Genomic DNA, 22,637 nt, shown 5'->3' with positions numbered 1-22,637 from the left:
GTTTCCTTGAACCAGCAACAGGGCGGCGCACCGGCCGCCCGGGAGCCCCGGCTACGACAGCAGGGCCTCCTTGAATTCACCACGGGCCAGCAGAGCGGCCCCGAATACCCCGGCACTGTCGCCAAGGGCAGGAGCAATAATGGGGGCTCTGAAGCGGGGATTAAAGAGGAAGGGCAAAATAGTCTGCCGCCCGGCGCTGTAAAGGCTCTGCACATTGCCCACCCCGCCGCCGATGACGATCACATCCGGGTCGAGAATATTGACCACGTTGGCCAGCGCCTGACCAAACAGCAGATGCAACCGGTCGATGGTGAGCTTGGCGATGTGATCGTGGGCGGTGGCAGCCGCGATTTGGGCCAGCGAGAGGCGACGCTTGGCCTTGGCCTCATACCAGGCCTCCAGCGCCGGGCCGCTGATCAGGGTCTCGACGCAGCCGTGCTTGCCACAGTAGCACTCGGGGCCGTCGGGGGAGAGCACATTGTGGCCCCACTCACCGGCAATGCCGTGATGACCATTGAGAATGCGGCCGTTGATGACGATGCCGGAGCCGACCCCGGTACCCATGATGATGCCGAACACCACTTTCGCATCGGGATGGTGCTGGCGCACCGCACCAAGATGGGTTTCTGCCAGCGCAAAGCAGTTGGCATCGTTGGCGATCAGCACCGGCACGCCGAGCCGGCGCTCCAGCTCCTCCTTGAACGGCTTGCCGTTAAGCTCGGTGGTATTGCAGTTCTTCATCAGGCCGGTTTGCGGATCCCGCGCCCCCGGCGTGCCCATGCCGATGACGGTCGGGCGCTGGCCAATCTTCTCGGCGCACTCTGCTACCAGCTTGGCGATCTGGCCGATCATGTGCTCATAACCGCCCGCCCGCTCGGTGGGGATGCGATGGCGCAGCAGCACCTCGTCACCATCCAGCACCACGCATTCACACTTGGTACCGCCAAGATCGATACCCCAATCCAGTGACTTGCTGCTCATCTTGCCTCCTGCACGGCCGCCACGCTCTCGTCATCGCGGCGCCATTTTTTAATATAAAACGGGGCCTGACGGCCCCGGATATCAATCACACTATTCTTCTCTCGCCCCAGCCTTAGCGACCGTGGTACTGGGCAGAGAGCTCGTGTACCGCGTTGACGAACACGCCAGCGTGTTCCGGGTTCACATCCTGATGGATGCCGTGGCCGAGGTTGAATACATGGCCGTTGCCGTGGCCGAAACCGGCCAGAATGGAGGCGACCTCTTCACGGATGCGAGCCGGGGTAGCGTAGAGCATGGAGGGATCCATGTTGCCCTGCAGCGCTACCTTGTCACCGACCCGGCGCTTGGCATCGGCGATGTCGGTGGTCCAGTCCAGACCCAGCGCATCGCAACCGGTGGCGGCGATCTGCTCCAGCCACTGACCACCGTTCTTGGTAAACAGGGTGACCGGCACACGGCGACCGTCGTGCTCGCGGATCAGGCCATCGACAATCTTGTGCATGTACCGCAGGGAGAAGTCGCGGTAATCGCGCGGGGTGAGCACGCCGCCCCAAGTGTCGAACACCATGACCGCCTGGGCACCCGCCTTGATCTGGGCGTTGAGGTAAGCAATCACGCTGTCGGCCAACTTGTCGAGCAGCAGGTGCAGGATTTGCGGCTCTGCGTACATCATCTGCTTGATCTTGGTGAACGCCTTGGAGCTGCCCCCCTCCACCATGTAGGTGGCCAGAGTCCATGGGCTGCCGGAGAAGCCGATGAGCGGCACTTCGCCCTTGAGCTCACGGCGAATGGTGCGCACCGCGTTCATCACATAGCCCAGCTCATCTTCCGGATCCGGAATGGGCAGCGCCTGCACGTCGGCCATGGAGGTGATCGGACGCTCGAAGCGCGGGCCTTCACCCTGCTCGAAGTAGAGACCCAGCCCCATGGCATCGGGCACGGTGAGGATGTCGGAGAAGAGGATGGCGGCATCGAGCGGGTAGCGGCGCAGCGGCTGCAGGGTGACTTCACAGGCCAGCTCGGCATTGCGGCACAGGGACATGAAATCCCCCGCCTGGGCGCGAGTCGCCTTGTATTCCGGCAGATAGCGCCCTGCCTGGCGCATCATCCATACCGGGGTCATGTCTACATCCTGACGCAGCAGGGCGCGCAGGTATCGATCGTTCTTCAGCTCTTTCATCCCAGTTCCTGAGTTCGTATCACGCATAAAATGGCGGCCATAATACCACTTTGCCCAGCCAAGCGGACTGCCCAAAACGTGGCAAATGGGCGCGCGGTTGCAAAGATGTGAAGGGGCGCAAACCAGAGCGCCCCGTTCCAGAAAGAATTGGCGAAAAGATAAGCGCCTCGTTACCCCTCGCCCGCCAGCGAACGCTCGATCAGCCGTCGGGCGATGGTGCCGTGGGGCGGCAAACGCGGCAAGCGGTCGGCGGTAAAGAAATCGGCGGCCACCAGTTCGTCATCCTGCACCCGGATTTCGCCGCTCTCGTAGTCGGCGGTAAAGCCCATCATCAGGCTGTGGGGGAAGGGCCAGGGCTGGCTCGCCACATAGCGCACATTGCGCACCCGGATGCCGCTCTCCTCGAACACCTCCCGCGCCACGCACTGCTCGAGATTCTCCCCCGCCTCCACAAACCCGGCCAGCACGGTATACATGGGATCATCCGCCTGATAGTGACGGCGATGGGCCGCCAAGAGGATCTCCGGCCCCTTGCGCACCGCCACGATAATGCAGGGGGATATACGCGGATAGGCCGTGTGGCCGAGGTGGCACACCTGCGCCCACTCCCCCGCCTTCGGGGTCATGGGGGCGCCGCACTCGCCGCAGAAACGGTGGGTGCGGCGGAAGGTAACGAGCTGCCAGGCACGACCTGCGAGGCGAAAGCCCTCTTCGTCCCCCGCCACCATCAGCTGGCGCAGCGGGCTCATAGCGCTCGTGTCGGCCTCATCACCCAGATCGAGCAGATAGCAGGGCAGCCCCTGCCACTCATCAAAACGCTCGAAACGGGCACCGGCCAGCGCTGCGGGCAGGCACGCTTTACTTCCTTGTGGCACCTCTCCCTGCTGATCGAGCAGTACCAGATGATCGCCCCCCAGCACGAACCAGCGGGCTTGTTCGGTTAATGACATCAGATAAACACTCTCGTTAAAACAGAACCCTGACCACGGCTGGCCGAGCAAGGGGCAAACGCCGCGCGAATGGCTCCCATCTTACGACCAGCACGGGTCGCTGACGACCCCACCATGGCCGATTGTCCCATTCGTAAAAAACGGATGGTGCAAATAAAGGGGCCGCCCGAAGGCGGCCCGTTGTTATCCGGCATCCCGTATCCGGCCTCTATCGACGCGGATCAGGCATCGCCCATCGCCAGCAGGGAGGCATTGCCGCCCACAGCAGTGGTGTTGATGGTACGGGTCTTCTCGGTAACAAACCGCCCGAGATAGTGAGGGCCACCCGCCTTGGGGCCGGTGCCGGAGAGCCCCTGGCCGCCGAACGGCTGCACCCCGACCATGGCGCCGATCTGGTTGCGGTTGATGTAGACGTTGCCGACGTTGATGCGACTCGCCAGCTCTTCAGCGTGAGATTCGTTGCGGCTGTGGATCCCGAGCGTCAGGCCGTAGCCGGTGCCATTGATGTCGCTGATCACCTTGTCCAGATCCCGGGTGGCGTAGCGCACCACGTGCAGGATGGGGCCGAACTGCTCCTTGGCCAGCTCGCGGATGGAGCCGATCTCCAGCGCGGTCGGCTGAACGAAGTGTCCCTCCATGGTCGCGGCGGGCATCGGCGCCTGGGCAATCAGGCGAGCTCGCGGGATCATCCGGGCCAAATGGGCATCCAGCCCCGCCTTGGCATCGGCATCGATCACCGGGCCGACGTCGGTGTTGTGCTCGGCCGGGTTGCCCACTTTCAGCTCCTGCATAGCACCGGTGAGGATCTCCAGCACCCGCTCTGCAATCTCCTCCTGCAGATAGAGCACCCGCAGGGCTGAGCAGCGCTGACCGGCGCTCTGGAAGGCGGCGCTCACCACGTCGCGCACCACCTGCTCCGGCAGGGCGGTGGAGTCAACGATCATGGCGTTCTGGCCGCCGGTTTCGGCGATAAGCGGCAGGATGGCGCCATCGCGCTGGGCCAGAGTCATGTTGATGAGCTTGGCAGTCTCGGTGGAGCCGGTGAAGCAGACGCCGCCGATGCGCGGATCCGCTGTCAACTTGGCGCCAACGGTGGCGCCGTCACCGGGCAGCAGTTGCAACACGTCGCCCGGAATACCAGCCTGATGAGCCAGAGTCACTGCCAGATGGGCGATAAGGCCGGTCTGCTCGGCAGGCTTGGCGATGACGGTGTTGCCGGTGGCCAGCGCCGCGGCGATTTGGCCGAGGAAGATCGCCAGCGGGAAGTTCCACGGGCTGATGCAGACAAACACCCCACGCCCCTGCAGGAACAGCTCGTTCTGCTCGCCGGTGTAGCCGGGCAGCAGGGTCGCCTGTCCCATCAGGCTGCGGGCCTGCACCGCGTAGTAGCGGCAGAAATCGACCGCTTCACGCACCTCGTCGATGCCATCTTGCAGCAGCTTGCCCGCCTCGCGGGTACAGAGGGAGACAAACTGCTCGCGGTTCGCTTCCAGCAGATCCGCCAGCTTCTCCAGCGCGGCGGCACGCTCGCTCACCGGGGTTTCACGCCAGCGCGGGAAGGCAGCGTGGGCAGATGCCAAGGCCTGCTCCACCGCCTGCTCGTCGGCCCAGTGGATCTTGCCGACGGTGAGGCTCACATCCTGCGGGCTCAGCACGGTGCGTGCCTCGCTGCGCTTGAGGGTCTCGCCATCGACGATGGGGCCTGCCAGCCACTGCTTGCTCTCCAGCTCTTTCAAGCGGGCGAAGAAGGGGCGCTGGATGGAGAGGATGTTCATGTTGACGCCGCTGGAGTTCTTGCGGTCGCTGAACAGGTTCACCGGCTGCGGAATGCGGTCGTTGGCAAAGCCGGAGTAGCGCTTGAGGGTCCGCAGCGGATGCTCGGCCAGCGAGTCCACCGGGGTATTGGGATCCACCAGCTTGTGAACGAAGGAGGTGTTGGCCCCGTTCTCCAGCAGGCGGCGCACCAGATAGGGCAGCAAGTCCTTGTGGGCGCCGACCGGGGCGTAGATGCGGCAGTGCAGGCCGGGATTGTCGTTCAGCACGGCGTTGTGCAGCTCCTCGCCCATGCCGTGCAGACGCTGGAATTCAAACTGGCGATCACCGGCCATCTCCAGAATGCTGACCACGGTATTGGCGTTGTGGGTGGCAAACTGGGGGGCGATAAAGCCGCGGGTCGGCTCGCTCAGCAGGTAACGGGCGCAGGCGAGGTAGGAGATATCGGTGCCCGCCTTGCGGGTAAACAGCGGATAGCCGGGCAGGCCCGCCTGCTGGGCATATTTCAGTTCGCTATCCCAGTAGGCGCCTTTTACCAAGCGAACCGGAATGAGATCACCCTGCTCGCGGGCCAGTGCGGTGAGCCAGCAGAGTACCGGCAGGGCGCGTTTGGAGTAAGCCTGCACCACCATGCCGAGCTTGCCCCAGCCACGGTTGGCGTCGGAGCGGTAGAGCTGTTCGAACAAGTCCAGCGACAGCTCGAGGCGGTCCATCTCCTCGGCGTCGATGCTGATGGCAACATCCTTGTCGCGGGCCAGACGCACCAACCCCACCAGCCGCTCGCACATCTCGCCGAGCACCCGCTCGCGGTTGGCCACGTCATAGCGCGGATGGAGCGCCGACAGCTTGATGGAGATCGAGGGGGCCGGGCCGCCGTCGCTGATCCGCTCGTTGCCCACCGCCTCGATGGCGTTGCGGTAATCGGTCAGATATTTATCGGCATCCTGCATGGTCAGCGCCGACTCACCCAGCATGTCGTAGGTGTGGGTGTAACCCAGCTCGCGGGATTTGCGGCTCGCCTTGAGCGCCTCTTTCATGTCGCGCCCCAGCACGAACTGCTTGCCCATGATCTTCATGGCGGCATACATGGCGGAGCGCACAACCGGCTCCCCCAGCTTGTTGACCATGCGCCCCAGCAGGTTGGCCGGGTTGCCGTCGAGCTTTTTGTCGAGCTTGATGATCTTGCCGGTCAGCATCAGCCCCCAGGTGGAGGCGTTGACCAGAGTAGAGTCGCTCTTGCGGAAATGGGAAGACCAGTTGGCGCCGGAGAGCTTGTCCTTGATCAGGGCATCGGCGGTCTCGGCATCGGGAATGCGCAGCAGCGCCTCGGCCAGACACATCAGGATGATCCCCTCCTGGGTATCCAGGCTGTACTCCTGCAGGAAGGCGTCGATACCGTCACCGGAGCCGCTCTCCTTGCGCACCTTGGTCACCAGAGTACGGGCACGCTGGGTCACCTGCTCCAGCGAGGCGCCATCCCCCGGCAGCATGGCCGACAGTTCGGCCAGATAGGCATTTTCATCCACCACGTAGTTTTGGGTGATGGCTTCGCGCAGGGCGGCCAGATCAGAGGGGATATAGTCAGCGGCAAGCACTTGAGTAGCTTTGAACATATGGGGTCTTCCTGTACGCCCTAGGGCTGATATCGACAAAGGCGGACGCGCCGCCGAAACGCCGATAATGTATACAATGTTGCACCCTATATGAAATGAATTTGTTGCCACTCTTTAACAAAGATCGCTCATTCACCCCATGAATTCCCTTTTGAAGCCAATACGCCAGCAAGCGTGAGGGTCATCTGACTTCATTTTGTATACGATCTGCCGCCACTCTATCGCAAAGCAGCCACGCATTCCGCCCAATACGCCCCAAAAAAAGAAGGGCCGCCACGGCGACCCTTCTCAGCAATTCATTCAGCCAGATGCTGTCAGTTCATCCAGCGATCGCCGCGGCTGCGACGACGGGGCAGCATGGGCAGCAGGATGCCAAGCAGAATACCGGCACCCACCATGGCACCACCACGGATAAACCAGTCCATCTGCATGTCGTGCTCCTGGTTGTCGTAGCTCTGGGTCAGGGCATCATTCTGCTCTTTGAGATTGCTCATCTCCTCACCCTGACTGACCAGCTGGGCCTTGAGAGCGGCGATCTCCTTGCTCTGGGCAGCGATCTGGCCATCCTTCTCGGTGAAGCGTTTCTCGTTGTCACCGTTAAGGTTCTGCAAGCGATCTTTAAGCTCATCGCGCTCTTTTTCCACCTGGGGCAGACGCTCGCGCAGGCTGATCTGGCTCTGCAGTTCGCTGTTTTTGATCCACCCCTCGCGGCCACGACCGTCCACCACCTGGGTGAAACCGGCCTCGCTGTTCACCGCCTTTACCTCCAGCGGTTCACCAGCCTTGACGCTGCCAAGGATCCGGTACTGGGTACCCGGGCCATTGTGGATATAGGTAAAGATGTTGTCTGAAACATAACGGGTATCGGCCAGTGCCTGTTGGGCACACAAGCAGATCAAAATCCCGAGAAGGGCGCGCATGGTCGATCGATTCTCTTTTTCAGGTTTGGACAAGAGGTTGAATGTTAAGCCGCCAGCAGGTTAAAGGACAAGCAAAGAAAAAGCACCTCCCCCGGATTAAAGAGCGCAGAGTTGCGAGTCACCTCGCAACTTGCCCGTCCGCGGCCTCACTTGTTTTTCAGCTCCTGCACCTCGCTGCGCAGGGCGCGGATCTCCCGCAGCAGCTCCTCTTGCTGGTTGTTGTAGTGATGACGCCACTTGTCGGTCTCGCCATCCCCCTTGTTGGGCTGCAAAAACAGGCTGGCCATAAAACCGCTGATGGCACCAAACAGACCGACCCCGAACAGGATCAGCAGGCTGGCGACAAACCGCCCCTCCTCTGTCTTGGGCACCAGATCCCCGTAACCCACTGTCGATAGGGTCACCAGCGTCCACCAGAACGCGTCATAGGGTGTCTCAATCTGGCTGCCGGGCTGGCCTGACTCAATCCAGTACATGACGCCGGAGCCCACCCCCAGCAGCAGGAAGAACAGAAACAGGATGCCGGAGAGGGTGGTCTCGTTGCGCTCGCGACGGAACATGGCCCAGAGATCCGGGTGCTCCTTGAATAGCTGATAGACCCGCCACAGCTGGATCAACCGCGCCCAGCGCAGTTGCTCCGCCATCGGCAGGCTACCCGGCAGATAGATCCAGTTGGCCTTGAAATAGGCCTTGCGATCGGAGGCCCGGATCCAGCCATAAGCAAAGTGCGCGAGGAAGAAGTAGCAGATCAGACTGTCGAGGTCATAGAAGAGCTGCAGGGTCTGTGGTGTCAGGCTCTCATGGCCCCACCAGCGAGCCGTCACCAGCACAACCGAGATAATCGACAGAAATGCCATCAGCAGATCCATCGCCCGCAGATGAGTTAAGTGATGTCGCATACATTTTCCAACTTTAAGCACAGTGCAAATTAATAAAAGAGAAGATAATGCCGATAGTCCTGAGGGCAAAGGAAAAAACGGCTTTTAAAAGGAGAATGACAATGCAGCTGAACCTGCTGGAGAAAAGAATGAGCAACATCCGGTTGGTACCCAAAGTGGTGCTGCTGATGGTGTTCAGTACCCTCCTGCTACTGACAAAACTCTGGTTTGACGCCAACAATCTGGAAGCGACCCTGCTCAGCGAAGGGCTCGATCCCGCCAAAGCGGATGCGATCTCCAATCGCCTGCTCTGGACCGGTCTGATGGAGACCGCCATCATGGGGCTGCTGTTCGTGATCCTGCTGCTCACCGGCTCCCGCCTGATGGTCAAGCAGGTGCACTATCTGGTGGGCCTGCTGGAGCGCTTCGCCAAGCGGGACCTCAGCCACAAGGTACTGCTCAAGTCTCGTGACGAATTCGGTGACATCGCCAAGGCGGTCTCCCACTCGCAGGAGAACCTCAAAGAGGTGTTTGGCAACCAGCGCGCCGCCTGCAAGGAGCTCAACGACATCGCCTCCCAGGTGACCCTTTGCATGGAAGAGGCCAACGAAGCGATCAACGAAGAGTTCACCCAGATCGAACAGCTGGCCAGCGCCATGAGCCAGATGGTCGGTGCCATTCGCGAAGTGGCCGCCCATGCGGATCAGGCCTCTCATGCCACCGCCGAAACCAGCCAGCTGGCGGAAGAGGGGAGCCGCTGCGTCGCCGACACCGTCAGCACCATAGACACCCTCTCCGGCAACATCCAGCGCTCCGCCACCGTGGTCAACGAGGTGGAGCAGGGGGTCGAGCGCATTGGCTCGGTAGTCGACACCATTCGCGGCATCTCGGAACAGACCAACCTGCTGGCCCTGAACGCGGCCATCGAAGCGGCTCGCGCCGGTGAAGCGGGTCGTGGCTTTGCCGTGGTGGCCTCCGAAGTGCGTGAACTGGCCAACCGGGCTCAGGCCGCCACCGTCGAGATCCAGAAGATGATCGAACAGCTGCAGGGCAATGCCCATCAGGCTGGCGAGCTGATGGCCCAAAGCGTACAGCAGGCCGACAAGGGTGTGGAACAGGTGACCCAGGCCGGTACCCAGCTCGCCACCATAGTGCAGCGGGTACAGGGTGTCGCCGACATGAACCGCCACATCGCCGCCGCCTCCGAGCAACAGAGCTCGGTCGCCGAAGAGATGCGCGGCAATCTGGAACAGGTCAAGCAGATCGCCGAAGGCTCCGTCGTGGTGCTGCGTGAACTGCAAGAGGCCTCCGAACTGGTCGAGCAGCACAGCAAGGAGCTCGACAGCCAGATCCAGTCCTTCAAACTCGTCTGACTGTTTTCATGCCCCAATCCGGTTAGACTGGAAGGCCCCTTGAGGGGGCCTTTCTCATTTCCAGCGCACGGCAAGGAGCCAATATGCAGCAGAATGCAACGCACTCACCACTCGAGCTCAGTGACGACAAGGGGCGGCTCGATGTGCCGCTGATCCACCGTTTTCTCTCCGAAGAGGCTTACTGGTGCCGTGGTATTCCCCACAGCACTGTGGTGCGGGCTATCAACCACTCCCTCTGCGTTGGCGGCTATGTCGATGGTCAGCAGGTTGCCTTCGCCCGGGTCATCACCGACAAGGCCACCTTTGGCTATCTGGCCGATGTCTTCGTGCTGCCTGAGTACCGCGGCCGGGGTTACAGCAAGGCACTGGTGGCAACCATTGTCGACCATCCCGAGTTGCAGGGATTACGTCGTCTCGCTCTCGCCACCTCTGATGCTCACGGCCTCTATGCCGGTTTTGGCTTTGCGCCCCCAGCAAGTCCAGACAGCCTGATGGAGATCTACAACCCTGCCATCTACCAGCGCACCTGATTGACTGGCGGCCAATAATTCCCACCGGATCATGCTTCTCGCCCCTGCGCTGTGACGCGGGGGCCTGACAGTGCTAGATTGGCAGCCACCATTTTGAACCGGCAGCGTTGTTAACCTCGTGTCGTTAACCCGCTGTCGTGAACCACAAGGACGGCAACCGTGGCCCAGCACTCTCCCTCTTTCTCCGCCCTCTCCCCCCTGCTGCAAGAACAGGCCGAGCGCCAATGGCAGCGACTGGTCGAGCTAGCCCCCGACTATGGCTCGCTGCCCGAGCCCGTTCGCCAGACCCTGCAGACCCTGCTCGGCCTCTCCGATTTTGTCGCCGACTCCCTCTTCAAACAGCCGGAGTTGCTGACCGAGCTGCTCGCCTACGGAGATCTGGAGCGCTCCGAACGCTGGCCCGCCTACCAGAGCGATCTGACCGCCCTGCTCGCCGAGGTGAGTGATGAAGAGGCGCTCAAGCGCATCCTGCGCCAGTTCCGCCGCAGCCGCATGCTGGTGATCGCCTGGCGCGAGCTGCTGGGCCACGCTGAAGTAGAAGAGAGCTTTATCCACCTCACCAAGCTGGCAGATACGCTGATCTGCTCTGCCCGCGACTGGCTCTACGCCAAACAGTGCGGCGAGCTGGGCACCCCGATGGATGGCAATGGCAACCCGCAACCGCTGCTGATCCTCGGTATGGGCAAGCTGGGGGGCGGCGAGCTGAACTTCTCCTCGGACATCGACCTTATCTTCACCTTCCCCGAGAACGGCTACACGGTTGGCGGACGACGCGAGCTCGCCAACCAGCAGTTCTTTATCAAGCTGGGTCAGCGCATCATCAACGCCCTTCACCAGCCCACCCAGGATGGTCAGGTGTTCCGGGTCGACATGCGGCTGCGCCCCTTTGGCGATGCGGGGCCACTGGCCATCTCCTTTGCTGCCATGGAGGATTACTACCAGCACCACGGCCGCAACTGGGAGCGCTACGCCATGGTCAAGGCGCGGGTACTGGGGCCCCAGTGCGAGCACGCCGTGGAGCTCGCCGAGATGCTGCGCCCCTTCGTGTTTCGCCGCTATATCGACTTTGGCGTCATCGACGGTCTGCGCCAGATGAAGGCGATGATCGCCGCCGAGGTGCGCCGCAAGGGGCTGGAGGGCAACATCAAGCTGGGGGCTGGCGGCATTCGCGAGGTGGAGTTTATCGCCCAGGCGCTGCAACTTATTCGCGGCGGGCGCGAACCGGCGCTGCGGGTGCGCCACCTGCCCGAAGCGCTGGCTGCCATCGCCCAATGTGGCGCCCTCGAATCCGCCCATTGCGATCGCTTGCTGACGGCCTATCGCTTCCTGCGCCGGGTCGAGAACATATTGCAGGAGATCGGCGATCAACAGACCCAGACCCTGCCCACCGAGGAGCGGGATCGCCAGCGGCTGATCGCCGCCCTCGGTTTTACGGACTGGGCAGCCTTTATGGCTCATCTCGATGAGGAGATGGCCGCCGTCCATCAGGAGTTCGCCGCCGTGGTGGGGGAAGAGAAGGAGGCGCCAGCTCATCTGGAGCAGCTCTGGCTCGATCTCTGGCGCACCGAGCTCGACGCCGCCGAGCTGGAAAAACTGCTGACCGCGCAGGGGGTGGCCGAACCCGCCCCGCTCTGCACCGCCCTGCTACGTTTCAAGGAGGAGTACAAGCGCCGTCAAGTGGGGCCGCAGGGGCGCATCGCGCTGGACTGGCTGATGCCGGAGCTGCTGCGACTGGTGGTGGCCAGCGAGCAACCCGCCCGCCTGTTCGAGCGGGTGTGTGAGCTGCTGACCCGCATCTTCACCCGCAGCGCCTATCTGCAGCTGCTGGCGGAAAACCCGGGCGCCCTGCGCCAGCTGGTGCGGCTGTGCGACGCCAGCCATCTGGTGAGCGAGCAGCTGGCCCGCTACCCCATTTTGCTGGACGAGCTGCTCGATCCCCAGCACCTCTATCACCCCACCCCGCTCGATCAGTACAAACCCCAGCTGCGCCAGTTCCTGCTGCGCATCCCCGAAGAGGATGTGGAGCAGCAGATGGAGGCGCTGCGCCAGTTCAAGCAGGTGCAGCTGCTGCGCATCGTGGCGGCCGACATCGCCGGCGCCCTGCCGCTGATGAAGGTGAGCGACCACCTCACCTGGCTGGCGGAGGCGATCACCGAGGAGGTGGTCAATCAGGCATGGGTCCAGATGAGCGAGCGCTACGGGGTACCGCCCGAAGTGGCGGTGAGCGGCCAGCGCGGCTTTGCGGTGGTAGCCTATGGCAAGCTGGGCGGCATCGAGCTCGGTTACGGCTCGGATCTCGATCTGGTGTTCCTGCACGGTGGCGACCCCAACAGCTACACCGACGGGCGCAAGCCCATCGACAGCCGCCAGTTCTACCTGCGTCTCGCCCAGCGGATCCTGCACCTGTTCAGCACCCGCACCCCGTCCGGCATTCTCTACGAGATCGATATGCGGCTGCGCCCCTCCGGTGACTCCGGCCTGCTGGTGTCGTCCCTCTCGGCCTACGAGCAGTACCAGCAAAACGAGGCGTGGACCTGGGAGCATCAGGCGCTGGTGCGGGCCCGCCCCATCTATGGCGATGACACCATCGTTGCCGAGTTTGCCCGCATCCGCCGCGATGTGCTGGCCAAGGAACGGGAGCTGCCGACTCTGGCCCGCGAGGTGCGCGAGATGCGCCACAAGATGCGGGATCACCTGCTCAAAGCCGGTGCCGGCGAGTTCGACCTCAAGCAGTCCCCCGGCGGCATGGTGGATATCGAGTTTATCGCCCAGTATCTGGTGCTGGCCCACGCCTGCGGCGAGCCCGATGCCCTCACCCGCTGGTCCGATAACGTGCGCATCTTCGACGAGTGCGTCATGGCGGGGGTGCTGACGCTGGAGCAGGCGGAGGGGCTGAAACAGGCCTATCTGGAGATCCGCAACCTAGGCCATCGCCTCAACCTCTCGGAGATCTCCCACAAGGTGAGCGACGATCAGCTGCAGAGTGAACGCAGCCATGTACTCGCCGTCTGGCGAACCCTGCTGGGGGAGTAATTACCGCCAGCGGCAATGAAAAAGGGCCCGCCTGAATTGCTTCAGGCGGGCCCTTCTCTTATCGGTAAAACAGCATTCTTGCGGCTGCTCAGCCGTGATCCATCACCGTCTCCACCAGCATGCTGTTGAAACGCTGATAGGCCTCTTCCTCAAGAAGCCCCGGATAGCTCAACACCCGCAGGGCATGACCTTGATAGTCAGGATGATAGGGCGGGTGGAGATGGGCATAGTCGTTGAGACAAAAGCCCAGCCCCTGATAGAAGCGCAGACGGCGAATGGCAATCTCATCCTCTGGCGGATCGATCTCGAGAATGACGGTTTTGCCTGCCCGCTCGCAAAATTCGGCCAGCAGGCGGCTGCCGTAGTTGCGGCCGCGCAGCGCCGGATTAATGGCCAGATGTTCGATATAGATCTGCTCGTCGCACGCCCACCAGAAGATAAAACCGAGCAGCAGGCCGTCCTGATAAAAGATTTGGCAGTGATAGCGAGGATCCTGCATCTTCTGTGGCTGATGCTGTGACTGGCGCTGCTCGTAGCGGGGAAAACTCTCGCCATAGATCTGCCAGACCAGCGGCCACGCCGGATGGTTTACCTCTCTAATCACTTCACTCTCAATCATCAGAACTACCTCTCATCTATTTTGCAGAACGTTCATCTATACATGAAAAGTTCTGCCACAGCATCCTCTGATGAAATAAAAGCCAGAACACCCGATTAGCGGGCGCCATCCGGTTGCGAAACAAACTGCTGCTGGCTGCCATCGGGCAGCAGCGCCAGCACGCTTTGAGCGGCCAGTTTTATCCCTGCCAGCTCGGTGGCCGGGCCGAAGTTGGCTATCAGTCGAGTGCCATCGGCAAACTCGCTCTGCTGCACCACTCCTCGTTTGTCGAGCCAGCGAAAACCGGTGAGTGGCTGGTTGTAGAGCCGCTCATGCAGCGGGCGGAAGAAGGTATCGAGCCCCTTGAGATAGGGAATGCGCACGCTGGCACTATCCAGACTGAGGCTGAGCAGCGGCGGCACGTTGTAGAGCTGCTGCAACAGTTCGGTCACCTGACGGCTCTCCCTGAATTTGAGGCTGTCCATCGTCCAGTGGTGGGTGGTCACTATGCTGTCGTGAAAGACGCTCTGGAACAGCGGCAACCGCAGCGCCGGATCGAAGTAGAGCCCCTGATACTCAGGTTTTAGATGGCTCTGGCGAAAGAAGAACGCGGGCTGATAGTCGGGATACCAGGCTCCCAGATAGTAGGGAGAGCGCTTGTTGCGGCGCATATCGGGATCCTGCCAGCCAAAACCGCTGGTCTGGGGGCCGTGGGCAAAGGCCGCGGTGCGGTTGGCAACCGCGCCGCCCTCCTCGGAGCCCACCAGCACCCCCTGACTCCTGGCAATCCACGCCATCCCAGCCATCCGGTTTTGCGCATCCTGCGCCTGACTGGTCGGCTTGGCCGGGTCAAAGTCATCAAACACCATACCGGTCGCCGCCACATCGAGGAACCAGCTGTTGTAGTGGCTCGCCTGCTGCAATTTGGGCACTCGCTGCTCCATCACCGGGCGCACGCAGGCCTGATTGGTGTAAACGCCGCTCTTTTGAAAGCCGCTCTTGCGCCGGCCGTTCTCCTGCATGATGCCGCAGCGCAGGTAAATATCCTGCCCCATCTGGGCGGTGAGCCAGCTCTGCTGGCGATTCCCCTCCGGCAGCGCGGTATCGTAGGAGTCGTAAGGGGCGATGAGATAGCCCGCCTGTTTGGCAAATTCAATCCCCTCTGGCGCAGCAAAACCGGCGGTCCACTGGGGCAGCCCCAGCCAGAGTCTGGGTAGTCCAGCCTGCTTGAGAGCGGCGATCATCTTGGCCGAGCTGCCATCACCCCAACTCTGCGGCTCGTTGAGCGCAGCCCCCAGTTGCGTGGCCGCCAGCTCACGCCGGGCAGCGAAATCGGCCGGTTGCTGACCCGGATGGCGCAGCACGAGCGCCTGCTCAACTCCGGCCAGCACCCGGTTTTGCAGGTAGCGGTTTCGCTCAAGATCGGGCGCTTGCAGCTCACGCTTGCTCTCCCCCTTGAGCCAGTCAACAGGGATCAGGCGGCGCAGCGCGGGCCAACTCTTCACATCCTGTGGCACCAGCAGTCGCTCGCCCCAGAGGTAGAGGTGAGAGGCACCGATCAGCCGTTTGCCATCCTTTACTGCCGCCAGCTTGCTTTCGAGCGAGACCAGCTCGCCCCGCTCCTGCAACCAGCTGCGATAGGCCTTGGCCGCCGCCAGCCAGTCGTTGCCCGGTTGCAACGACACTGCCACCTCATAGGGGTCAGCCAGATTGAGGCGATTGACGCTGTGGGTCGCGGTGAGGGCAATGCCATCTTTCTTCGGAGCAAAGGTGAGCCGGTTGTTGAAAGGGTTGGCAAAGAGGATCGCCAGCTGCTGATCGCCGTGATCCAGCCCAACCACCGGCAGGGTGAGATTTTCGGTGGTGTTGATCCCCTGATACTCCTGCGCCAGCGCCTTGCGCCACGCAGTGTGCGTAGCCGGAATGCGAAATCCCTCGTGGATCGGCAGTATCAGCGCCTGCACACCTGCCGGTACCCGCGGCCACACCAGCTCGCCAGCACTCGCACGGCTCAGGGTGAGGATCAGACGGTTACCCTCAAGGCGAGCCAAGGCCCGCATCTCGCCATCGGCACGGGTCAGCCAGCTGGCACGCTCCCCCTCCTGCTGCAGCGCGGTGACCGGCTGACGCGGGCCGGGAGAAGAGATGAGAAGGTGCTTGCCCGATGGCAGCACAGCCTCGGCCGCCAGGGTGGCGGGATCCAGCTCGATACGCCACTGATCGTTGGCCAGGGTCAGCGCCTCGGCAGGCAGGGAGAACAGCGGCGCCAACAGTAGCAGCGGGCGGATCCGGCTCGTTAGCACGGGAAGAAAAGTCATGGTCGGTGATTCCTGATAACACACGGGAATCGCCATTTCAGCAGATTAGCCGCCTACGATTGTCAGGCCAATGTCAGGATTGCGGTGACCTGACCATCACGACATCCATTAGTCCACCGGCCCCGCCTGACTGTGGCTTAGCTGCAACACCAGCTGGCCGCGCTGGCTGGTCTGCACCAGCGAAAGGGTACGCCAGCTGTCGGGCGTAGCGGTTGGCCAGTTAACCGGCTCATCGGGCGCAATGCGGTGCCACCAGAGCAGGGAGAATTGCGGGCGGGCCAGTACCGCCTGATCGAGCCAGAGCGGCGTACAGGAAGCGGGATTGGCGGGGGGATTGGCCACCGCCTGCGGCGAGCGGGAGAGCCAGTCCAGATCCTGCACCGCAGGCAGTGGCAGCGCCACCTGCCAACGCTGGCCCGCCACCGTCAGCCGCAGCTGATAGAGCCCGGCTGGCAAAGGCGTCGGTAGATCGGACCCGACAACCCTGATTCCGGAGTTCTCTTCCGCCTCCCACTGGGCACCTGCCAGTCGGTCACGGCCAGCGGGATCGATAAGTTCAGCTGCGGTGATGGGCCCCTCCCCGGTCAGCTGCACCCGATAGTCCCGCAACAGTGGCGCATCGCGCTGGATTAGCTCAAGGCGCAGCTCGCTCACCCCATCAGGCAGAGTGAGCGGGAAATCCTTGCCGCAGTGCTGGGCACTCAGCGCGGCCAGCATCCCCTGCCAACTACGGCGCTCGGCATCGCTGTTAAGGACAGGCCAAGCCTGCTGCAAAGATTGCCAGGCGTGCCGGTTATCCCCCTGCAACAGCGCCAACGTAGCCGGTTGCAGCGGGTCGGCGCGATCGGCTTCCAGGAGGCGTTCGGTTGCCATCACGCTGCTTACGTTTAGAAGGCCCAGGTTCAGAAGGCCGACGCTTAGAGCCAACAGCAGAGCAGCCAGCGTTGCGCGCTTCACGCTGTCACCTCCAGCCGGTAGCCGATGCCGCGCACCGTCTCGATGGCCAACCCGGGCAGCTTCTGGCGCAGTTGCAGAATATGGGTATCAACGGTGCGGGTGGAGGGAAACGCCTGATAGCCCCATACCCGGTTGAGGATCTCCTCCCTGCTCAGCACCCGCCCCGCCATCCGCACCAGCAGAGTGAGCAGGGCAAACTCGGTGGGGGTAAAGCTCACCTCCGCATCCTGCCAGCTCGCCTGCATCCGGGCAGGATGAAGCTGCAAGCCGCCCACTGCCTGAGTGCCATCCCCCAGCTGACGCAACTGGGCCCGGATCCGCGCCAGCAGCTCGTCATGGGAGAAGGGTTTGGTCAGGTAGTCGCGCGCCCCCGCATCGAGCCCGGCCACCCGATCGCTCACCTCCACCCTTGCGGTGAGCACGATCACCGGCAGCGCCTTGCGCGCCAGCCACTGGGGTAGCCAGTCGAGGGCATCCCCCTCCGGCATGGTGCGATCCAGCAGCACCAGATCCGCCGCCAGCCACTGCTGCTCCGCCGCAGCCAGGGTGTCGCACCAGAGACAGCGATACCCCTCGCGGGTCAGATAGCGTTGCAGGTTCTCCGCCAGCAATGCCTCGTCTTCGACAAGCAAGATGGTCTTCATGATTCGGGGTTGCTCCAGAGTTGGCAGGGCAGCGTCAGGGTGAAGGTGGTGGGCGGGCCGGATAAGGCGAGGCTCCCGCCAAGACGGCGCAGCAGATGGCGCACGATGGCAAGCCCCAGCCCCAGACCATCGGCACGGGCCCCACGGCGCAGCAGGGTGGCGAGCCGGTAACCCGGCAGCTCGCCGCCATCGCTGACCGCGAGGATCAAGTGCCCAGCCTGCCAGCGGGCACTGACTCGAACCGGCGCACGGCCATGCTGGCTGGCGTTGCGCAGCAAGTTGTCGAGGGCCAGATCGAGCCAGTAGAAGGGGAGCGCCAGAGTCATCTCCCGCTCAAGGCAGAAGGTGGCGTCATGCCGCTTGCAAACCAGGGTGAGCCACTCGGTGAGACTGACCGCCACCCGCTCATCTTCGAGAGTCTCAGCCGCCAGATAGTGGCGACTGGCCTGCGCCAGCTGATGCAGGCGGGCGACACTGCCCAGCAGCTGACCCACGCTCTGCTGGGCGGAAGGGGGAAGCCGGTCGAAATCGTGGCGCAGCTCCTCGCTGATGCCGGAGAGCGCCATGATGGGGGTACGCAGCTCGTGGGTCAGCATCTGCAACGCGACGCGCCGCTCCCGTAGCAGGCGCCAGCGCTGCCAACTGGCCCACCCCAACAACAGGATAAAGCCAAACGTGCTGGCCAGCGCCAGCCACTGCCAGCCAAGCGTGGGGCGAGTATTGAAGCAAATCGCTCCGACTAGCTCTTCACAAGTACCATCGGTACGGCTATCCAGCGTCACGCCAAGCCGATCGGCCAGCGGCTGCCACTGCCCCGCGCCATAACGGCGCCACTGCTGTTCTGCGAGCAGCCAGAGGTGACCGGATTGCAGCAGCCAGCGCTCGCCCCGCAGCAGGGCGTCGAGGTTGTCATCATCAAGCTCGCCAAGCTGCCCCAACCGATCGCGCCGCTCCCGCACATGGAGCAGAGCGTTGAGCCCGGCCGCCGGATGACCAGCCTGCCAGCGAGCCACGCTGGAGCCGCCCAGCGGATAGATGGGGTGAGCGGCAAACCAACTGGCCGAGGGCGCAGCCCCTTGGCCGCAAAGCGCCCGAAGCAGCGGCAGCCACTCGGCGGGCAACTCATTATCTGTCCCGCACTCCTGCTGGTAGCGATTGATGGCCTGCAACTGGCGCAGCGGATAGCTCTGCCAGGCGGGATAGAGGGAGTCGGGAGCAATCAGGCGACGATCGAGCCGCTGCACCTCGTCAAGAGGCAGCGCCTGTTCGGGAGCCTGCTCGGCCAGCGCGCCCGCCAGACGATCTGCCAGCGGCCCGGCCAGCACGGGAGAAGCCATGCCGCAGCAGATCAGGGAGCAGAGCAGCAGGATCAGGCGCATGAGTTCAACTCGAGATGACTCCGGATCAAGGCGCAGCAGATCACTGCGCCATAAAAAATGTCAGCGCCATTTTTCAATGGCGCTGACATCCGGTCAACCGCTAACGGCATTGGCGCGGCTCCCGCCAGCCCATATGAACCGTCACCTATTTGAACAGTCCCTTGAGCAGCTGGTCGGCTACCCCTTTGACGGCTTCATTGTCGGCCTTGTCACCCAGCAGCTTCTTGAGGCCGCGTTCGGCCTCCTTGCGCGCCTTATCCTCCAGAAGCTTGTTGTTGCTGAGCAGCGCCTTCACATCGAGCTGGTAGCTGGGAGCTTGCCAGTGACCGCCGATCCGCACCGGAATGGTGATCTCCTTGAGCTCATCCACATCCTTCCCTCCCTGCCCCTTGCTGCTCTCGACGATGGAGGTAAGGAACAGGAAGTCGAGGCTCTCCGGCACCAACGCCGTCTGCCCCTCGCCCTTGACGCGCAAGGCGGGAGCAAAGAGCTGGATGTCGTTGCTGCGGGCGATGCCGTTGGCAATCTGGAAGCTGGCGGTCAGGGCGCTGAAGTCGGTCTTGCGCGCCTCCTTCACCTGCTCGGCCCCCTTGCCGGTGAGGGTAGCCCGCGCCTCGCGGATCATCTCCGGCAGGTTGATGCCATGCAGGGCACCGTCGCTCAGTTTCAAGGTAACCTTGCCCTGCATCCCGTTGCGCAGTGCCAGCGCGGAGAGACCACGCCCCTGCACCTGCACATCGAGATCGCCCTTGCCCTCCAGCAGATCACTCTGAGCCAGAGTCTGCAACAAGGGGCGAATGTTCACTCCGGCCACCTGCTTGTGCACCTTGTAGGTGGCGGGCTGCTGGCGTGCGTCGAGTACCCCGTTCGCGCTTACCTGACCGCCAGCCACGGTCGCGCTGAACTGTTTGAGCGTGAGCAGTCCCTTGGCCAGAGCCACCTGCAGATCGACAGCACCGAGATCCAGCCCTTTCAGGCGCAGGCTGCCAAGTTGCAACCGACCATCCAGATCCACCCCTTTGAGCGCGCCCAGATCCGGTTCAACCGCGGAGAGGGCTTCGCTCTTGCCGGTGACCGCTTTATTGTCACTTGCAGCGGTATTGGAAGCACCGGCCGCCGGTTTGTCCTCTTTCGCCTGCGCAGGTGTGGTCGGTACCGATTTGGCGAGCCATTTGTCGAGATCCAGCTTCTCCCCCTTGAGATCGAAGCTGATTGCGGGAACGGCGCCAAGCTGCACGGTTCCATCACCACTCAGCAGCGCCTCATCAGCACTCATCACCAGCTTGCTCAGGGTAATCAACTGCTTGTCGAGCTCGGCACGGGCAAACCCGGCCAGTTTCAGCTTCATCTGCGGGCGTGGCAGCGCATCACCTTCCAGCGCTGCCGTCAGCAGCACATCGGAGAGCTCGGCCAGCTTCATCTCTTTATCGAGCCTTCCCTTGAGTGTTCCATCCAGCGAGCCAGCCAGTGAAGCTTGCTGCCCCTCTACCTTGGCACCCTTCAGCGCCAACGTGAGGTTGCTCCACTCACCCAGGGCCAGTCGGTCTCCCTTGATGGAAAAACTGTCGAGTTGCAGGGACGGATCACTCAGGCTGCCACTGAGGCTCAAGTCTTTCAGTTCACTGGCCATCACCTCCTGCGCCAGCTTGATCTGGGTCTGCCCTTTAACATCGAAAGCGAGCTTGTCGGCACTCCCCTTGGCGGCCAGCGTCACGGGTACCCACTGACCGGTGGCCAGCTGCCCCATATCGAGATCGAGGCGATCCAGTCGCAGCGAGGTGCCGCTGCGATCATCCTGTACCAGCGCACTGGCCTGGGAGAGCGCGACACCCTGCAAGCTGATCTGCCAGGGCTTGCTATCAGCGGTTGGCGCAGGGGTTGCGGGGACGACCGGTGCGCTTGCATCAGCAGTGGCATCTTTGATCAGTCCGCTCAGATTGGAGCTGCCATCCGCCTTGGTCTGGATAAAGAGATGGGCGCCACTCAGGGTCACCTTGCCAATCTCCAGACGATGGGAGAGCAGCGGCAACAGGGCCACCGAGGCCTCACCCTGTTCGAAACGAATCAGATCCGGCTCGGCAAAGCCAGCCGGATTGCGCAGAGCAACCTTCTCCAGCGAGAGGCCGAGACTCGGCCAGAAACGCCAGTCAATCTCTCCCGCCATCACCAGTTCCCGGCCTGTGCTCTTGCGCACCTGTTCAGCCAGTTGGGGCTTGAATTGATTGGGGTCGATAAGGCTTATCAGCGTCACTATGGCCAGCAAGACCGCCACAGCGATGCCGAGCAAGATGAGAACTATCTTCTTCACGATATGCTCCTTGAGTCCGGATCCACTGCTGACTATACCACTCACCGTCTGACGAATGGCGCCTGCGGGACAAAAGCGGACAAGGATGAGACAGGGATGGTCGCTGCCAATCCCCATCGTCATCAGCAGGGATCAGGCCTGCAAAGGGGATTGCTGCAACCGCGCCATAGCTGTGCGCGTCGATTCGAAAGCAAAGCGGGGCAAGGGGATATCGCTGATCTTCAGCCACTGACAGGCGGCCACATCGTCAGCCGGCTGGATGACAGGTTTTTCACTCAGCCTGATGGCGAAAAAGGTGTCACAGGTGTGATAGGTGATGCCATCGTAGGGATAGATATTGGGGAAGGAACCGAGATAGCTAAAAGGTTGGGCGCTAACATCGAGCCCCAGCTCCTCCTGCAACTCGCGCACCAACGCCCCCTCCAGCGACTCGCCGGGATCGACAAATCCGCCCGGCAGATCCAGCAAACCCTTGCTAGGATTGCGGGCACGCACCGCAACCAGCACCTCGTCCTGCCAGCAAAGCGCCACCATCACCGCCGTCGCCACATTCTGGAAAAAATGAAAACCGCAGCCACAGCGAAACTCTTTGGGGCTGACGCTCTGCAGGGGTTGACCACCACATTTTGGACAAAACATGGGCTATCTCCGACCAGATAAAGAGCTATTTTACGCCGTTGGGGTCAATTTCTATGAGTAAAACAGACAGGGAGGATAAGGTGTTCAGGTTAAAGAGGGGTAAAGAAGGTCAATTATCAGACGATTTGCTGAATTGCAGGCAATAAAAAACCCCGCTCGATGAGCGGGGTTTCTTGTATTGGGTGCCTGGCAGTGTCCTACTCTCGCATGGCGAATGCCACACTACCATCGGCGCTACCGCGTTTCACTTCTGAGTTCGGCATGGGATCAGGTGGTTCCACGGCGCTATGGCCGCCAGGCAAATTCTTAATCTAGAAAGCTGACGTGAGTAGTGATGTTGCGCTTGGCTTGTCACTATCACTGAATTTGAGTAGTTCGCTTGGTATCTGTTACAAGCCTTAGAACACTTCTTGGGTGTTGTATGGTTAAGCCTCACGGGTAATTAGTATGGGTTAGCTCAACACGTCGCCGCGCTTACACACCCCACCTATCAACGTTGTGGTCTCCAACGGCCCTTTAGGACCCTCAAGGGGTCAGGGATGACTCATCTCAGGGCTCGCTTC

The 22,637-nt window shown here is 62.2% G+C and carries 16 protein-coding genes and 2 rRNA genes; 3 read left to right on the top strand and 15 right to left on the bottom strand.

All coding sequences use genetic code 11. The features are described 5' to 3' along the window. Positions 1-51 precede the first annotated feature (51 nt). From OKC43_RS06515 to OKC43_RS06490, 6 genes are all read right to left on the bottom strand, one after another. Positions 52-981 (bottom strand): ROK family protein, encoded by a 930-nt coding sequence (locus OKC43_RS06515; RefSeq protein ID WP_236272785.1) that lies wholly within the window; start codon positions 979-981, stop codon positions 52-54. 112 nt (positions 982-1,093) lie between these two features. After that, positions 1,094-2,161, bottom strand: coding sequence for a uroporphyrinogen decarboxylase (gene hemE / locus OKC43_RS06510; RefSeq protein WP_236272784.1), 1,068 nt, complete (start codon positions 2,159-2,161; stop codon positions 1,094-1,096). Between the two features lie 170 nt (positions 2,162-2,331). Continuing rightward, complete coding sequence (gene nudC, locus OKC43_RS06505) at positions 2,332-3,111, bottom strand: NAD(+) diphosphatase (RefSeq protein WP_236272783.1); 780 nt, start codon at positions 3,109-3,111, stop codon at positions 2,332-2,334. Between the two features lie 221 nt (positions 3,112-3,332). Continuing rightward, entirely contained in the window at positions 3,333-6,497 is a 3,165-nt protein-coding gene (putA, locus tag OKC43_RS06500; RefSeq protein WP_216949216.1) for a bifunctional proline dehydrogenase/L-glutamate gamma-semialdehyde dehydrogenase PutA, read from the bottom strand. Between the two features lie 314 nt (positions 6,498-6,811). Next, entirely contained in the window at positions 6,812-7,417 is a 606-nt protein-coding gene (locus OKC43_RS06495) for a TIGR04211 family SH3 domain-containing protein (protein ID WP_005335443.1), read from the bottom strand. Positions 7,418-7,563: 146 nt separating this feature from the next. Then, a complete protein-coding gene (locus OKC43_RS06490; RefSeq protein WP_005354446.1) occupies positions 7,564-8,316 on the bottom strand; it encodes a potassium channel family protein in 753 nt (250 codons plus the stop codon). A 101-nt stretch (positions 8,317-8,417) separates the two neighbouring features. Here OKC43_RS06490 and OKC43_RS06485 point away from each other — a divergent pair, with 101 nt between their 5' ends. The 3 genes from OKC43_RS06485 to glnE all read left to right on the top strand — a co-directional run bounded on the left by OKC43_RS06485 (position 8,418) and on the right by glnE (position 13,231). Then, complete coding sequence (locus OKC43_RS06485) at positions 8,418-9,668, top strand: methyl-accepting chemotaxis protein (RefSeq protein WP_005335445.1); 1,251 nt, start codon at positions 8,418-8,420, stop codon at positions 9,666-9,668. Between the two features lie 83 nt (positions 9,669-9,751). Beyond that, positions 9,752-10,198, top strand: a complete 447-nt coding sequence (locus tag OKC43_RS06480; protein ID WP_139461845.1) for a GNAT family N-acetyltransferase — start codon at positions 9,752-9,754, stop codon at positions 10,196-10,198. Between the two features lie 159 nt (positions 10,199-10,357). Continuing rightward, on the top strand, positions 10,358-13,231 hold the full coding sequence (gene glnE / locus OKC43_RS06475; RefSeq protein ID WP_270658851.1) for a bifunctional [glutamate--ammonia ligase]-adenylyl-L-tyrosine phosphorylase/[glutamate--ammonia-ligase] adenylyltransferase: 2,874 nt from the start codon (positions 10,358-10,360) through the stop codon (positions 13,229-13,231). A gap of 88 nt (positions 13,232-13,319) precedes the next feature. Here the strand turns inward: glnE and OKC43_RS06470 are convergent, their stop codons facing one another. From OKC43_RS06470 to OKC43_RS06430, 9 genes are all read right to left on the bottom strand, one after another. After that, the gene (locus tag OKC43_RS06470) at positions 13,320-13,850 is read right to left on the bottom strand and encodes a GNAT family N-acetyltransferase (RefSeq protein WP_236272781.1); all 531 of its coding nucleotides are present in this window, start codon (positions 13,848-13,850) and stop codon (positions 13,320-13,322) included. Between the two features lie 95 nt (positions 13,851-13,945). Beyond that, a complete protein-coding gene (locus OKC43_RS06465) occupies positions 13,946-16,147 on the bottom strand; it encodes a glycoside hydrolase (protein WP_236272780.1) in 2,202 nt (733 codons plus the stop codon). Positions 16,148-16,255: 108 nt separating this feature from the next. Beyond that, positions 16,256-17,020 (bottom strand): DUF2861 family protein, encoded by a 765-nt coding sequence (locus OKC43_RS06460; protein ID WP_236272779.1) that lies wholly within the window; start codon positions 17,018-17,020, stop codon positions 16,256-16,258. Positions 17,021-17,100: 80 nt separating this feature from the next. Beyond that, entirely contained in the window at positions 17,101-17,748 is a 648-nt protein-coding gene (locus OKC43_RS06455) for a response regulator transcription factor (protein WP_139409979.1), read from the bottom strand. Beyond that, positions 17,745-19,127: an ATP-binding protein gene (locus tag OKC43_RS06450; RefSeq protein WP_236272778.1), complete on the bottom strand. Its 1,383-nt coding sequence runs from the start codon at positions 19,125-19,127 to the stop codon at positions 17,745-17,747. The genes OKC43_RS06455 and OKC43_RS06450 overlap by 4 nt, the downstream gene beginning before the upstream one ends. 145 nt (positions 19,128-19,272) lie before the next feature. After that, positions 19,273-21,435, bottom strand: coding sequence for an AsmA family protein (locus tag OKC43_RS06445; protein WP_236272777.1), 2,163 nt, complete (start codon positions 21,433-21,435; stop codon positions 19,273-19,275). 132 nt (positions 21,436-21,567) lie between these two features. Then, positions 21,568-22,074: an NUDIX hydrolase gene (locus OKC43_RS06440; protein ID WP_064341326.1), complete on the bottom strand. Its 507-nt coding sequence runs from the start codon at positions 22,072-22,074 to the stop codon at positions 21,568-21,570. A gap of 184 nt (positions 22,075-22,258) precedes the next feature. Further along, positions 22,259-22,373 (bottom strand): 5S ribosomal RNA (rrf, locus tag OKC43_RS06435). 122 nt (positions 22,374-22,495) lie between these two features. After that, positions 22,496-22,637 (bottom strand): 23S ribosomal RNA (locus tag OKC43_RS06430); the annotation flags it as partial.

Origin of the sequence: Aeromonas sp. Y289-2, assembly GCF_027705925.1 — a bacterium.
Lineage (GTDB): Bacteria > Pseudomonadota > Gammaproteobacteria > Enterobacterales > Aeromonadaceae > Aeromonas > Aeromonas veronii.
This window is presented reverse-complemented; position numbering and strand designations above follow the sequence as displayed.

Coding starts and splice junctions, on each gene's coding strand:
- OKC43_RS06515 (WP_236272785.1), bottom strand. CDS start 981: ATGAGCAGCAAGTCACTGGATTGGGGTATCGATCTTGGCGGTACCAAG.
- hemE (WP_236272784.1), bottom strand. CDS start 2,161: ATGAAAGAGCTGAAGAACGATCGATACCTGCGCGCCCTGCTGCGTCAG.
- nudC (WP_236272783.1), bottom strand. CDS start 3,111: ATGTCATTAACCGAACAAGCCCGCTGGTTCGTGCTGGGGGGCGATCAT.
- putA (WP_216949216.1), bottom strand. CDS start 6,497: ATGTTCAAAGCTACTCAAGTGCTTGCCGCTGACTATATCCCCTCTGAT.
- OKC43_RS06495 (WP_005335443.1), bottom strand. CDS start 7,417: ATGCGCGCCCTTCTCGGGATTTTGATCTGCTTGTGTGCCCAACAGGCA.
- OKC43_RS06490 (WP_005354446.1), bottom strand. CDS start 8,316: ATGCGACATCACTTAACTCATCTGCGGGCGATGGATCTGCTGATGGCA.
- OKC43_RS06485 (WP_005335445.1), top strand. CDS start 8,418: ATGCAGCTGAACCTGCTGGAGAAAAGAATGAGCAACATCCGGTTGGTA.
- OKC43_RS06480 (WP_139461845.1), top strand. CDS start 9,752: ATGCAGCAGAATGCAACGCACTCACCACTCGAGCTCAGTGACGACAAG.
- OKC43_RS06470 (WP_236272781.1), bottom strand. CDS start 13,850: ATGATTGAGAGTGAAGTGATTAGAGAGGTAAACCATCCGGCGTGGCCG.
- OKC43_RS06465 (WP_236272780.1), bottom strand. CDS start 16,147: ATGACTTTTCTTCCCGTGCTAACGAGCCGGATCCGCCCGCTGCTACTG.
- OKC43_RS06460 (WP_236272779.1), bottom strand. CDS start 17,020: ATGGCAACCGAACGCCTCCTGGAAGCCGATCGCGCCGACCCGCTGCAA.
- OKC43_RS06455 (WP_139409979.1), bottom strand. CDS start 17,748: ATGAAGACCATCTTGCTTGTCGAAGACGAGGCATTGCTGGCGGAGAAC.
- OKC43_RS06450 (WP_236272778.1), bottom strand. CDS start 19,127: ATGCGCCTGATCCTGCTGCTCTGCTCCCTGATCTGCTGCGGCATGGCT.
- OKC43_RS06440 (WP_064341326.1), bottom strand. CDS start 22,074: ATGTTTTGTCCAAAATGTGGTGGTCAACCCCTGCAGAGCGTCAGCCCC.